General features: G+C 58.4%; 21 protein-coding genes. 2 read left to right on the top strand and 19 right to left on the bottom strand.

The window, feature by feature from the left end; genetic code table 11:
- Positions 1 to 90: 90 nt before the first annotated feature.
- The 13 genes from QMX98_RS04710 to QMX98_RS04650 all read right to left on the bottom strand — a co-directional run bounded on the left by QMX98_RS04710 (position 91) and on the right by QMX98_RS04650 (position 6705).
- Entirely contained in the window at positions 91 to 1209 is a 1119-nt protein-coding gene (locus tag QMX98_RS04710) for a phosphoadenosine phosphosulfate reductase family protein (protein ID WP_128655751.1), read from the bottom strand.
- Positions 1210 to 1414: 205 nt separating this feature from the next.
- Positions 1415 to 1603 (bottom strand): hypothetical protein, encoded by a 189-nt coding sequence (locus QMX98_RS04705; protein ID WP_084341291.1) that lies wholly within the window; start codon positions 1601 to 1603, stop codon positions 1415 to 1417.
- An 18-nt stretch (positions 1604 to 1621) separates the two neighbouring features.
- Positions 1622 to 2032 carry a hypothetical protein gene (locus tag QMX98_RS04700; RefSeq protein ID WP_084341292.1) on the bottom strand — a complete coding sequence of 137 codons (411 nt, stop codon included), beginning with the start codon at positions 2030 to 2032 and terminating at the stop codon, positions 1622 to 1624.
- Positions 2033 to 2105: 73 nt separating this feature from the next.
- The gene (locus QMX98_RS04695; RefSeq protein WP_128655753.1) at positions 2106 to 2567 is read right to left on the bottom strand and encodes a hypothetical protein; all 462 of its coding nucleotides are present in this window, start codon (positions 2565 to 2567) and stop codon (positions 2106 to 2108) included.
- A gap of 536 nt (positions 2568 to 3103) precedes the next feature.
- Positions 3104 to 3409 (bottom strand): hypothetical protein, encoded by a 306-nt coding sequence (locus tag QMX98_RS04690; RefSeq protein WP_128655755.1) that lies wholly within the window; start codon positions 3407 to 3409, stop codon positions 3104 to 3106.
- Between the two features lie 70 nt (positions 3410 to 3479).
- Positions 3480 to 3662, bottom strand: a complete 183-nt coding sequence (locus QMX98_RS04685) for a hypothetical protein (protein ID WP_128655757.1) — start codon at positions 3660 to 3662, stop codon at positions 3480 to 3482.
- Between the two features lie 94 nt (positions 3663 to 3756).
- Positions 3757 to 3918 (bottom strand): hypothetical protein, encoded by a 162-nt coding sequence (locus QMX98_RS04680; protein WP_161565789.1) that lies wholly within the window; start codon positions 3916 to 3918, stop codon positions 3757 to 3759.
- Between the two features lie 132 nt (positions 3919 to 4050).
- Complete coding sequence (locus QMX98_RS04675) at positions 4051 to 4299, bottom strand: hypothetical protein (RefSeq protein WP_124097854.1); 249 nt, start codon at positions 4297 to 4299, stop codon at positions 4051 to 4053.
- A gap of 15 nt (positions 4300 to 4314) precedes the next feature.
- Positions 4315 to 4506 (bottom strand): hypothetical protein, encoded by a 192-nt coding sequence (locus QMX98_RS04670; protein WP_274149961.1) that lies wholly within the window; start codon positions 4504 to 4506, stop codon positions 4315 to 4317.
- On the bottom strand, positions 4503 to 5192 hold the full coding sequence (locus QMX98_RS04665) for a hypothetical protein (RefSeq protein ID WP_124097855.1): 690 nt from the start codon (positions 5190 to 5192) through the stop codon (positions 4503 to 4505). Before QMX98_RS04665 ends, QMX98_RS04670 begins: the two co-directional genes overlap by 4 nt.
- Positions 5193 to 5297: 105 nt before the next feature.
- Positions 5298 to 5606 carry a hypothetical protein gene (locus QMX98_RS04660; protein ID WP_124097856.1) on the bottom strand — a complete coding sequence of 103 codons (309 nt, stop codon included), beginning with the start codon at positions 5604 to 5606 and terminating at the stop codon, positions 5298 to 5300.
- A gap of 56 nt (positions 5607 to 5662) precedes the next feature.
- Positions 5663 to 5953, bottom strand: coding sequence for a hypothetical protein (locus tag QMX98_RS04655; RefSeq protein WP_124097857.1), 291 nt, complete (start codon positions 5951 to 5953; stop codon positions 5663 to 5665).
- A 194-nt stretch (positions 5954 to 6147) separates the two neighbouring features.
- Complete coding sequence (locus QMX98_RS04650; RefSeq protein WP_124097858.1) at positions 6148 to 6705, bottom strand: hypothetical protein; 558 nt, start codon at positions 6703 to 6705, stop codon at positions 6148 to 6150.
- Between the two features lie 128 nt (positions 6706 to 6833).
- On the opposite strand from QMX98_RS04650, the gene QMX98_RS04645 reads away from it, so the two are divergent.
- Positions 6834 to 7133: a helix-turn-helix transcriptional regulator gene (locus tag QMX98_RS04645; protein ID WP_124097874.1), complete on the top strand. Its 300-nt coding sequence runs from the start codon at positions 6834 to 6836 to the stop codon at positions 7131 to 7133.
- Between the two features lies 1 nt (position 7134).
- Here QMX98_RS04645 and QMX98_RS04640 read toward each other — a convergent pair whose 3' ends face one another.
- The 5 genes from QMX98_RS04640 to QMX98_RS04620 all read right to left on the bottom strand — a co-directional run bounded on the left by QMX98_RS04640 (position 7135) and on the right by QMX98_RS04620 (position 10754).
- Positions 7135 to 7908 (bottom strand): PRTRC system ThiF family protein, encoded by a 774-nt coding sequence (locus QMX98_RS04640; RefSeq protein ID WP_124097859.1) that lies wholly within the window; start codon positions 7906 to 7908, stop codon positions 7135 to 7137.
- Positions 7905 to 8609 (bottom strand): PRTRC system protein B, encoded by a 705-nt coding sequence (locus QMX98_RS04635; protein WP_124097860.1) that lies wholly within the window; start codon positions 8607 to 8609, stop codon positions 7905 to 7907. Before QMX98_RS04635 ends, QMX98_RS04640 begins: the two co-directional genes overlap by 4 nt.
- Positions 8599 to 9873, bottom strand: coding sequence for a hypothetical protein (locus tag QMX98_RS04630; RefSeq protein WP_181086667.1), 1275 nt, complete (start codon positions 9871 to 9873; stop codon positions 8599 to 8601). Before QMX98_RS04630 ends, QMX98_RS04635 begins: the two co-directional genes overlap by 11 nt.
- Positions 9874 to 10068: 195 nt before the next feature.
- Positions 10069 to 10281, bottom strand: coding sequence for a PRTRC system protein C (locus QMX98_RS04625; protein WP_017516400.1), 213 nt, complete (start codon positions 10279 to 10281; stop codon positions 10069 to 10071).
- Between the two features lie 11 nt (positions 10282 to 10292).
- Positions 10293 to 10754 carry a hypothetical protein gene (locus QMX98_RS04620; protein ID WP_282410349.1) on the bottom strand — a complete coding sequence of 154 codons (462 nt, stop codon included), beginning with the start codon at positions 10752 to 10754 and terminating at the stop codon, positions 10293 to 10295.
- On the opposite strand from QMX98_RS04620, the gene QMX98_RS04615 reads away from it, so the two are divergent.
- Entirely contained in the window at positions 10732 to 11148 is a 417-nt protein-coding gene (locus QMX98_RS04615) for a TrbM/KikA/MpfK family conjugal transfer protein (protein WP_282410348.1), read from the top strand. The genes QMX98_RS04620 and QMX98_RS04615 overlap by 23 nt on opposite strands.
- Positions 11149 to 11305: 157 nt before the next feature.
- Here the strand turns inward: QMX98_RS04615 and QMX98_RS04610 are convergent, their stop codons facing one another.
- Positions 11306 to 12403 (bottom strand): HD-GYP domain-containing protein, encoded by a 1098-nt coding sequence (locus QMX98_RS04610; RefSeq protein WP_282410357.1) that lies wholly within the window; start codon positions 12401 to 12403, stop codon positions 11306 to 11308.
- Between the last annotated feature and the right edge of the window lie 16 nt (positions 12404 to 12419).

Raw genomic sequence — 12419 nt, 5'->3', positions numbered from 1 at the left:
GGAGCTGATGGATTCAAGGTACGGCAGGCATCGGAAATCCCAAGGAACTGAGGCCGGGCTCGGTTCAGGAGAAATCCGCGGAGGAGTTTTTTAAATCGATCCGCAGCCTTCGGTTACGAATGCTCCAGCTGGCAACTGCCAAGCCTTGCCCTCTGGCGTGAAGATCGGCAGTACGTACTCGCGCTGGCGCGCCTGGGCAAGTGCGTCCAGATCAGTGATATCGAATGCTTCCGCTGTGGCCGACAGATCCACCACGTTGATTTTCTGCCGGCTGATAGTGCAGCCGAACTCGTCCTCGTAACCGGCTATCGGGGTGACCCGCTCAGGGAAGTATTTTCTGATGGTGGCCCATACCTTCGGGGAGTTGTAGATGCACGTCATGCAGCTGAAGCGACCCCAGCCCAAGCGGTAGGGGACAGGTGCCTCCACTCGGTGGCGAGCAAGCAGCTCCCACACCTGTTCTTCGCTGTAGTGCAGCACCGGTCGCCAAGCATCTACGTGCCGGCCGAGGCGACCCTTGCGCCGGTCGACGGCGTGAGGTTCCAGCTGATTGTATTTGCTGCGGTTGCTCGACTCAGCACGGCGCTCACCAGTGACGAACAAGGTCTTGGTACCGAGAAAGCGCTCCTGGTTGGTGATGGCCCGGCGGCCCACGTCGATCTTGGCCGCGGAACTACACCAGCGCGTTGTCAGGCTGGCGCTTTGCTGAGGAAACCGGCGGCGGGTCGCCGGTGAAGTCCGACTGGTATCCCGATCCAAGCAAATAATTCCGCCTGGAGTTTCGACCATGTGAGGTTTGGAGTAGGCGTCCATCTTGAGCATTTCGCCCTCAATGCCGCCCTGCAACCAGGAGAAATAGACCGGCAAATTGAATGCCTCGGCGAATTTCTCAATGAAACTGTCATTAAAAGCCCAGTCCATGAGGGTGCTCCCCTCTGCACCATCCACCCGGTGGTGCCAGAGCTCGACACGACGCAGATCCACCCCCTGCTCGATCAGGGCCAGCAGGCAAGCGATGCTGTCCTTGCCTGATACACAGACTACAACGTGGTCGTAGCTGTCCAGATCCACTGTCGGCGCATCGAAATAGGTGCCATCGGCCAGTACCGTAGGCTCAGGCTCGAACCCAAGCAGGGTGAGCTGCTGGCCCAGTGCCGGGATAACTACCTGGTCGTCGAACTGGTGTGCGCGGGAGATTGACGGGTGCATTGGCTGTCCTCTGAGCACCTACCTGGTGCCTACAGACTCAGCCTACGGCGGCAACCGAGAATCCCAAGTGATGGGTGGCGGAGGTGGGCGGCTCCTCCTTGCGACAGGAGGAAGCCGAGGAGAAATCATCTACAGGAAACAGAGCACGATCGGCTGCTACTTGTCAGCGCTTCTCCTGGATGGGATGGCTCTTTCGTGGCCGGGCTCACCAATCCGACCGACTCAGACGGTACGTGCCTGGAAGGCAGTTCTCGGCATGGCTCAACTTCGCTTCGGCTTCGGCCTGATCGTCCGCGCGGTCGATGGCGATCCAGTCGCCGTTCAGCTGGCGCTCCTCCACGAACCACACAGGGTCATCTTGTTGCTGCATCAAATCGCTGGGTACGTTCGCCATCGTGGTCTCCATTCCGTCTTATTCGTCGATCCAGCCCTTTTCTTTCATCCGCTCAGTCTGGCGCTCCAACCAATCCAGCTGCTCGTAATAGTCGCGCTCTGAGCCTTCGGCATACTGCTTCGGATTGATCGCGCGGTGCTCGGCAACCCGAGCCAGGTGTTGACGGCCGCGCTCGCGGCGATCGCTCCACATGGCCGCACCGACCTCGAGCAGATGCGGATCGTTCTCGCGGTGCTGATGGTAGTAGGTGGCCATCTCGACAAAAATCGCGAAATGCTGTTGGTCGAAGTTGGCCAGGGCGTCGCCCCGGAACTGCCCGAGCTGGCCGTTGTAGCAGCTCAGGGCAAAATCTTGGAGCGCGCCGGCGGCGCTATAGGATTGGTGGAGCAGGATTTCTCGGTGTTTCAGAAAAGGGGACTCACTGGCCATATTGGCACTCCTCCGTGTCGGTACCGCAAAAGCCCGCTGGAAGCGGGCTGGCAATGGATGGCTCGACTGCCGGTTATATCGCGCCAGTCTGCTTCACGAGAAAGTAGGCCTTGGTACCACTTTTCAAATCTCTGAGGTCTAGGCCAAGAGCGCCACTTTCGTCCACCAGATCGCCGCCGAGAACGATGTCGCTGATCGAGCCGTCACCCTCTGTGCAGGAAAGAGAACCTTCCCCGTTACCGAAGTTACGATAAATCCTGCTTTCATCGAGCTTCCGTATCACCTGGATCGTAATTCGGCATTCGCGCTTGACCAAGTTGTCGATGAGCTTCTTGTTGGCCTGTTGGAAGGTGCCTGCGGCATGGTTCAGCCCATCGAAGTCCTGGACGTTAGCCGTGGTGAGCAACCCCGGAGAAACGACGATGACAGGGATCACTGACATGGAAGGGATTAACGTCAGCTGCTTATCCGAGGCCTGGGCAAAGGAAAAGGTTGAACCGAGCACAGCGGCGAGTACGAACGCAAAATTTTTCACAGTACAGTTTTCCTTAGAGATGCTGATCAGGCGGGCGATTCATTGACTCTACTCGTCTTCTGAATACCAGAGGCGGACGCCAACGGCGTTCGTAGATACCGCGCCTCCTAGGCCGGCCCAACCCATGCTGGACGAAGTATCTACCAGCGTTTCGACGTTAAAGGGCTTAACAGATCGTTCCTTGAGCCACGCATTCATTTCCAGCATGGATTGGGCCAGGGCTGAATCCCCTGAACCACCAGCACGGAAATCCTTCCGTTTAATTTGCATACTGGTCCCCGTGCTGGTGGTCTGCTGGCTCACTGTTTTCGTCCGATTCCCACTCGATTACGTCCCAGTCATAGCTCAATTCGCAAAGGTCGCCGGCAGTTCGCCAGCTGCAATCGTCCTCGACCACACGAACCAGACGATGCTGCTGGATGTCTCCACTGCTGCAATGCCTGAGTTTGCACTGCACAGGCACACCTGGCGTAGGCATGAGGTCTTTCGTCTTGATCCAGGCCAATGTTTTCGCCTCCGTATTTTCGTCACACAGATCAGTCGTCAGCCTGATTGTCGGCAGTGAGAGCGTTCAGCACGGTATCGTCGTCGTCGAAGTAGCCGTCTTCCGCCAGCCCCAGATTTCCATCGAGGATGACGCATACGGCCAGAGCTGCTTCCGCAGGATCTGCGCCGTATTCACGAATCACGCGCTCAATCTGTTTGCGCAGAAGGGAAGCGGACTCGACGTGGCCAACGCCACGCTCAGCTGCTGGATCTGCAAGCTCTAGGGGGTACGGTGCCTCAGCCATAGGGTCGGCAGTGACAGTGGCACCGGACTGGGTGCGAAATTTCATTTCCATGGATGTGCTCCCTATTTCTGGAACTTGATATAGCCGGCGGCGGGCAGACGATCACGCCTGAGCGCCCGTGCTAGATGGCTACCAATTCGTAGTAATTCAGCTTGTGCATACGCAGAGCTTCCTCTGCTGCCTTCTGGGCTTCTCGCGCCTCGAGCTTGTCGGCAAGCATTGTCACCTTCTTCACTTTCGATTTTGCGCGAGTTGCTGCGCCTTGCAGTCGAGCTGCTTCTTTCTTCCACTCAGCATCGGTCATTGCGGGCATCCTGGGGTATCCGAGGTCTTATTGCTAAGCATCTCAAGGATCGCCTGAATCCCAAGGCTATGACTGATACCGAGCACGTGGCTGCCTACTTTGAGTTGTCGTCGGTTTGAACAGCGTGCGCAGCGGCGGCTGGGTCTACGAGCTGGATCTGCACCTGGCAGTTGGAAAGAATCGCATCTGCTGCCTCAGCGGACAGTCCCAGCAAATCCTGGGTGTCGGTCGTCACTACGACTTCTTGGTTTGCCATGATCTTTTTCTCCTCGTTTTAGCCAGGGACTAGCCCTGTTCTGCTACTCCGCCGACAACTGGTCGCCAGCAGTCCTGATTCAGATTGCTAGACCGCAACGCCCTGGTAGGGCTGATTTGACGTAATCCGCCGTTATGCGCAGTCGCCGGGGTCTTGCTCGGTCACGGCGACCCACTCCAGGCCCCCGCCCGTGATCCGCGCCGCAGCCATCTTCGCGCCGCGCTCGGTCTTGTAGGCGCGCGGCAGCTCCATATAGGACGGGCTGCCGTTGCGCAGCCGGTTGCAGTCCAGGGTAAACGGCAGGTCGCGGCGGCCGTTGCGCTCGATGCGCAGCACGGCGCTGCCGGCCTGGGCGGTGTACAGGGTTTCGGTCGCGGTCATAGTGGGGCGGACTCCTTAGCAGTCTGTACACAGAAACAGCCGCTCTTCCCTACTGCGCGGGTCGCGGGCGTGCTGGCCGCAATTCATATTGCAGACCTTCGACGCCGGGTCGAAGGTCGCCAGCTCGGCCGGGTCGGCACGCGGCCACTCAATAGGCATTTCAGACGGTGCCTGCACTGGCTTTGGCTTGCGGGCTTTCGTACTCATAACCGGGCGGGCTCCTCTGCAAAGTCTTCCGCCACTTTAGCTTCGCTTTTGATTTTCAGGATGACATCTGCGAGCTGCTGACTTGAGCCTGTATCGTTGTGTGGCCATGGGCCAAAAGGCTGCGATGAAAGCCGGTTGAAAACGATCAAACCAGGGCAGCGGTATTCAAATGGGCCAGTGGATTGGAACCGGACAAAGGCAACCGGGCTTGTGCATCCCGGCATATCGGTTATCTCCCCGATTTCCTTCATGAGCGCAACATCCGCCCATCCTGCTTGATCGGTGTTGAAAAACGTTAGATGGTCGTATGCAGATTTGCCCCCTACGAAACATGCCAGGGCGACCAGCGTGAGCTGACCCATCGGCCAAAAGCCTTTGGAGTTAGCAGCTCTTTTCCACAGTGAGGGGATGTAGAAGAGTAGCGCCACTGAGGCGGCGAAAAGTAGGTATACGGTTAGCCGCGCACTATCGATGCCGAGAGTTTCCCCTGGAGCGCCATCTGGGCCAAAGAATAGGTAAAGCAATGGTGCGCAGTAGGCCATGCCCACCGCATAGGAAACCAGCACGAGAGCCATTTGCTGTAGCCGCTGACTTGGGCCGGAGGAAACCAAGGCCTGCGTAGCGCGAGCGACGTTACCAATGACCACGATCAGCAGAACAACGGAGCATAGGAGGATGTAAAGCATTATGACTGGTGCCTTTTGCGGGGTTCGGTGGATCTACCGCCGCAATGTGTCGGACCTGCGTCAATGATCGTGATTGGTTGTTTGGTCATGTGGATTTCCTTGAGATTAACGATCTTGAATCAGTGGACGCCGTGCAACCCATCCCGAAGGCTCATCGTTGAAGGAGGTCAGCTTGCTGTATTCATGCAGGCACACAGGAGTGTCCTCAAAGCAGAACCGTTTTTGGTAAGCAGCCTCGTAGGTCACTCCAAGACAGATGGCATACGTGAACATTAACGGCAGGACGCCGGCATAGGTGCCGTCAGGTAGACGTTTTGCCCCGACGAAACGTGCATTAGGGCCACGCATCCATTCGGTGAACTCGTCCTGCTGGCCGGGGCCTTGCGGGTTCAGCGTTTCGTGTACCGACTCCACAGTATCTTCCTCGACGTTCGGTTGGGCTTAGTGCGCGACGTGGATCGCGCAGTGGCCTACGGCAAAACCTGGTCGATGAGATCCCAGGCGTCGCAGCAGGAACTTTTGCCGCGAATATGCTCAAGAACATCTTCCAGTTCGGATTCGCGAGCTGTCTTACTGGATTTTGTTGCAGCCAACTCATCAAGCAGATCGTTCACACCTGAACCGCCGAACGGCCCAAGCACGCTAGTGGCATCACACCAGGTACCAGGTTCATGACCAGCTCCCTGGCTGAGGTACTGCCAACCTTCCTCTGTCTTGCGGAGTTCCAGAGGGCCGAACAGCATCGTTACTTGATCGGTCATGATCGCATTCCTCCTATTCGCTTTCGACCAGGATAAACGCTATCGGAAAAACCCCAAGTCAGTGATGGCTTTTCCCACACCGATTGAAGAGGAGTTAATTGGGGGGAGAGATGCAGATAGGCAGGAGGCATCAAGGAACCTGCGCCAAGGCCCGAGGTGGATCGAACTAGATTGGCGCGGCTTTCAGGACGGCGTTAGGACAGCGAACTTCGGTGCAGTGCCGACAGTTCTGCCAAAACCCACTGCCAGTATCCAAGCTGGGTCTGGGTGTTGCGCACCGCTTGGAGCCACTGGTAATTGGTCAGGAAAGGGTGGTTGTGGCCACGCTGTGCATATTTCCCCTCCAGTTGCGTCGGAGTGAGATCGAGGTCGGGACAGTAGACTTCCGGCAAATGAGTCGGCACCAAGGCAAAGTCGTTTATCGCTCGCTCAATCGAGACTGATATTTCCTGTCCGGTTTCGTCACAGCGGAGAGTCCTGACTTCTCCATTGCGACCGATTACACGCCACGCATATCCAGCCGGGGTCACAGTCGCAGCGTTGTCCGTGGAGGAAGCATCGTCTTCGCCGTAAACGACGGACTCCAGTGGAAAAAATATCTCTGCAATCATGCGGTCAAGCTGATCCAGTGTCCGGCGATGGATGCCAGAACCCTCTGCCTCGATCAGTGCCAGAAGGGTCGCTCTCGATGCGTTCAGCTCTTGGTAAAGCTCTGCCAAGTGCTGAGGTACGGAGGGGTCAACGTGAGTCATATCTTCGGTTCCTAACCAGGGAGTGTGCATACAAAACCGCTCCGCTGGCCGAACGGGCATAGCGTAAATAGCGAAACGGGTATTCTTAAACGTGGTTTTAATTGTTCCTGCCGATAACGCTCCTGTCTATGGAGAAGCGACCACCCGCACGCGGGCGACCGGCTGGAACATCGAGCTTTGACCCTCAGGTGGCAGGAGCTTTCGGCAATGTCGTACGTGAACAGCGCATCAAATCAGGCCTGGCTCAGGAGAAACTTGCTCTCCTGGCTGGGATTGAGCGGGCGCACCTGGGAAAAATCGAGAGGGGGGAAAGTTTACCGACTCTCCCACTGATCTTGCGGCTCTCAAATATCCTCGAAGTCAAAGCCGCAGACCTCATAGCGCAAATGGAGCAACGCCTCGATCAGCTCGGACGCGATAGCCCTTGACCTAACCGCATCGCGCAACGGTGGGGAAGGGGAAAGTGTTCTGGCAACCGGACGCTAGATCCACGGTGATCCAGTGCTTGTCGGTTTCACCAGTCCGCAGCAACTCCCACACAATGCTCATTCCGGCAGTCGTGACCGCACGGTTGACCAAACAGTCCTGTGACCGTATGGCTTCCGCGACCGAGCAGGACTTTTTGGTGTCATCCTCGAGCGTTTCGATTTCGGGGTAAGCATCCATCACATTGGGGTAGAGGCCGCGCCTGTCTTTATGCGCAGCCCCGAACACAACCTGCCCATGTCTGGCCTCGTTGCCGAGGTCAAGCCACATGCAGTGCTTGGAAAGCACCGAGCTGCTGGCAATTGCACGCCGTGCCGAAGAAAGGTCAACAGCGGAAATGATCAAGTCGGCGGCGCGCATCACCTCTGTCGTCTCGCTGCTTGGGAATCGGAAGGGTAGGGCCTCCCAGGACGTACCCAGCATGAGGTTGTAGCGATTCACCAAGCTGATTGCTTTGAATTGGCCCAAGTCACACGGCCAGAAACGCTGACGTACGAGATTCGGCTCGCGCACGATTGCATCGTCAATGACCGTGACCTCCAGACCCTCTGGATGGCCGAGGGAGCGAAGCGCATGGTGGAAGCTGGCCAGCGCATCAACCACCTCGCTGCCATTGCCACCGGCCCCGATAACCACAATGCGTGGTGCGCGTTCAACCCACGAAGCTGGCGTCTTGTAGATCGGGGATTGCTGAGCCGTGATCGGATGAACGCTCATCGCGCACCCCCTTTGATAGCTTGTGCCAGCGTTAGCGGGCCACTGTACGACCCAGCTGAAACCAGTTTCGAGGCTGGGAACCGCTTCGATCCTTTCTCACTCAGTGCTCGATAGAACTCCTTCAAGGCTTCAAACGAGCGGCAGCCCGCCACCGGCTCAACCGTGCCGCTGTGGGTATTGTCGCTTTCCAGCACGAAGTTTTCCCAGGCCGGGATATTCTCACGTCGAACATCGCGAGGAACGTGGCCGCTGCCAGTGCAGAAGGTTCCACCTTGGTAAACATTCCCCAACGGGGCATAGAAGAGTTCCGTTTCCGGCGTCGGGCGCTGATTACCCTTGAACGCAAAGCAACGGAAGGATTGGTTGGCCGCAGCGATGAAGACCAAGCCTGGCAGCGGGGCGCGTAGGCGCTCGCCAAGGATGGGGATATCGTGCAGACCGGGGCGACGGTACCAGGCCAAGACGGTGCGTGAGCTGAACAGGTAATGCTCAGGGAGATATTCCGCCCCTGCATCCTCATTCAGCAGCAGAGCCGCCAGCTCGGATTTGTCGTAGGCGCTGAATGCCCTCCCAGCGCCCAGCGTGAAGCCGGCCTTACCATCTTCCAGCGCGATGACGCCGTGACTGGTGACCGTGACCACGCCGGTCTGGCTGTGGTGGTGTATCAGCATGGCCTTGCTCGAAACTTTTTCACTCAGCATTACCGCATTCCTCTAAAGCGTCGGCGATTCGCTGCAACAGACCTAGCGTCAGCGAAAGCGCATCTAGAACTGGCAGGGTGACGGTGCGCAGTTGATCAGGACTCAGCGGTAACCCAATTGCAGGGAAGCCAGAGCCGCTGACAATGCCGTCAAAACCGTCATAGCTACTCTGCTCTAGATTTGGAAAATCCCTAGTCAGGCACACCAGAATGCTCTCGAAAAGAGAAACCCCATCACCGGCTGTGCCTGGGAAATCGTGGGGGTTGAACTCTTTGAGCGATCCACTGGCCTCATGCTCCAGGCAGTGCTGCAAGGCTTCCGCCAGCACTTGAACCAACGGGGCGTGTGCATCATCACGCTCACAGATTTGCCGCGCTTGATCGAACAGCTCCTCGATCTCACACCGATCTCCCTGGCCAAGCGTGGCTCCAGCTATCTGTTTCAGCTCATCCATCTCGTAGATGGCGTCAAGCAGGCTGTTTACAGAGTCCTCGTCTTGGCCATGGCAGTAGAGATATTCGGCGATGTAATCATCATGCTCGACCGAATCATCCAGCAGGAAGGCGCACAGTTCCTCTCTAGAGTGGGTTGCCAAGCGCGGAGACAGCTCCTCGAAAGCCTCCGATAGACCGTGGTTGAGGTAGCTATGCGGCCCCAGGAAGGTCATTGGCGTGTGGAACGGCAGCAGATGGCGCGTCATCGCGTCGAGTGTTTTGAAAAGAAGCACTCGCAGTTCCAAGCTTGCTGGCGCTTGAACCGTGAAGGAAGCGAAGCAGCTCGACTCCAGAATGAAATGGCCGTCCTGGATTCCGAAGGTGTAGGCGTCCTCGACGGCTGTGGGCACCTTGACTCGACTGATCAACGAGCGCTCTAGCTCCGCCATTATCCTGCCAGCCCCATCAGGGCCTGCCTCGACATGAGGGGCGAGCGCATCAAGACCGATCAACCCTGCCTCTACAGCGCCTATTGCGTAGGATGCCGTCGCAACTGGATCGACGTACGGGGTGTTCAGCCGGTTCAGCAGGCTGGCGCGTTGCGGGAAGAGGCCTTCATCGTTGATGGCAAATGACGCACCAAGGCGCTGTACAACCTCGCCCGTGAGGCGGTGCAGCCCATAGCTGTTTGGGTACTGCCGAAGCCATTCGATTGAACTTTCAGCTACCAGACCAGCTTCCAGGGCCTCTCGGCACAGCATGCTATGAGCCTGGTGGTCGACCACCCCTGCATAGTCCCGGCTGAACAGTTTGGCCTGTGCGTCACGCATCACAGGCCCAACATTCGGCAGGCTAAGAGGTGTCAGCGCGGCAGGTGGAAGTCGATAGTGCCGGGGTTGGCGGGGGAGGAGAGCAACTTCCATAGCCTTTGTCTCTGCTGGTGGTCTAAACAATCAGGTTCGGTACCGGACGGGAGGTGGCGATCCAGTTCGCCACGCTCCCACGCTTTCAGGACTTCAAGCGGGTCAACCTTTTGCGCCGAATCCGCCGTCTCGGAACTCGTAGACATAGCTGTCATTCTCCACAATGGGGTCGATGATTTTCGCTCCGTTGAGCTTTGGGAACTGACGGGCATAGTGTTTCAGCACATCAGCCACGGACATTTCGGGCTGCGGGTCGGGGAGATCGCGACCGGCGTAACGAAAAACGCGGGCAAGAGAGATTTCAACAAGTGCCATGAATGCAATTCCTAGAAAGAGGCCGCAAGGTTCAGATTGGGTTCATCCGAACCACCATTTGCCTGCGCAGCGTCACCATCCTCGGCATCGGCATCGGCATCGGCATCGGCATCGGCATCGGCATCGGCATCGGCATCAAGGGCAGGCGTTGCAGACTGCTCAGTAGCTGGCGTGGCGGCTTTCGCCTGCACCGTCGCACCAATCGAGCGGATTTCATCCAGCAGGCTCATCCCCTCATTCAGCGCCTGGACATGCTGTGTCAGGCGCTTCATCAGCGCCTCCTCAATCTCAACAGCACTCCCTACCAGGATCAGCGGGCGGCACATGGCGGCGCGAAGCTGCACTTCGTGTTCGGATGCCTTCTCAGGTGTCGGGCCGAGGTCAGCGGTAACCATCACCTTCAGCGCATCAGCGGAGGCGGTTTCGATTGCCACATTGACGCGGTGCTGAGTGCCCGCCAGTGCAGCGGCCATTACGGAAAAACTGTTTGCCCTGGCCGCCCTCGTGGCAGCCCTCGGATCGACCGCCGGCACGGCCAGCGCGCAAGACGTGCTGACCGGCGACACGCGCCTGGCCTGCGAGGCGATCCTGTGCCTGTCGTCGGGCACGCGCCCGAGCGAATGCACGCCGTCGCTGTCGCGGTACTTCAACATCACGAAGCGCAAGCTGTCGGACACGATCCGCGCCCGCCTGAACTTCCTCCAGCTTTGCCCGGTGGCGAGCCAGACGCCGGAAATGCAGTCGCTCGTGTCGGCGATCTCGCGCGGCGCTGGCCGTTGCGACGCGCAGTCGCTGAACTCGACGTTGGTGATGTGGACGGGCGGCTACGACGATGGGCGCACGTACATCAGCAACCAGGGGATGTAAGCCGGAACCCCAGAAATTTCCGTCACCCTAGTTGGGTGGGCTCAACACTCGTGTCACCAGCTACCTTCTGGAGAATCGAGCTCGGCCATCCCTCCCTGGACGGGCATCGCTCGACGATGTTCAACGGCTCCCTCACGGGGCCGTCGTTTTGTGGGGGCTATTCCATCCACAAGTCGTCGAGGTTCTTGAAGTTCCAGAGCGTCGGGTCTTCGGGGCCAGTGATACTGTCCTTGCAACTCGTGGCCGCCAGGTCGATGGTCTGCATCGGGATCGGCTCTCTCGAGCGTAGCGAGAAGAACACGCGAACCTTGGGAGTCAGCAGTGATTCCATTCCCGGCTCAACGACAACGGCCAGACGCTGAGAGGACAGGCGAACCAAGGAGCCGACGGGGTAGATGCCCACGGCCTTGACGAAGGCGTGGAAGATGCGTTTGTCGAAATGGCCCTCCCACTTGGCCATCTGCCGCATCGCCGCGGACGGGTCCCACGGCTTTTTGTAGGCTCGCTCCGACGTCACGGCATCATAGACGTCGCAGATTGCGCCCATGCGGGCCAGGAGTGAAATGGCGTCACCGGCCAAGCGATCCGGGTAGCCGGTTCCGTCGATCTTCTCGTGATGGTGCAGGGCAATGTCCACCACCCCGGGCTCGGCCCCGCCTGCGCGCAGCATCTTTGCGCCCTCCACAGGGTGGCGCTTCATGATGGCGAACTCGGCATCGGTGAGCTTGCCTGGTTTGTTAAGCACTTCCAGCGGCATCGCGGCCTTGCCTAGGTCGTGCATCAGTCCGCCGATGCCAGCCAGGCGCGTTTGCTCCTCGTCTAGATCGAGATGCCGGGCCAGCGATAGCATCAGGGCGCAGACGGCAACCGAGTGCAGGTAGGTGTAATCGTCGTGCGTTTTGATGCGTGCGACGCTGATGAGGGCATGAGGTTGGCGCAGCACCGAGGCAGCGATTTCTCCGACCAGCGGCAACGTCGTGCTTGGGTCGACGGCCTTGCCAAGCCGGGCTTCCTGGAACATGTCCATGACTTGGGACTTGGCCGCAAGACAGAGTTTCCGTGCATAACGCATTTCGCTCTCCATTGAGGTTGCGCCGTCACTTTTCTTGCTTAGTGGACTAGACGGCAGAGATTGCTCCTCCGACAATTCTCTGGGCTCTGGGCTCTGGGCTCTGGGCTCTGGGCTCTGGGCTCTGGGCTCTCTGGGCTCTCTGGGCTCTCTGGGCTCTCTGGGTCGGCATGGCGTTTGTGCCACTGCCCCCACCCCTCCC

It is taken from the genome of Pseudomonas sp. PS02303, from assembly GCF_029959925.1.
Lineage (GTDB): Bacteria > Pseudomonadota > Gammaproteobacteria > Pseudomonadales > Pseudomonadaceae > Aquipseudomonas > Aquipseudomonas mandelii.
Note: the sequence above shows the minus strand (reverse complement) of the source record. Positions and strands in the feature narration are given on the sequence as shown.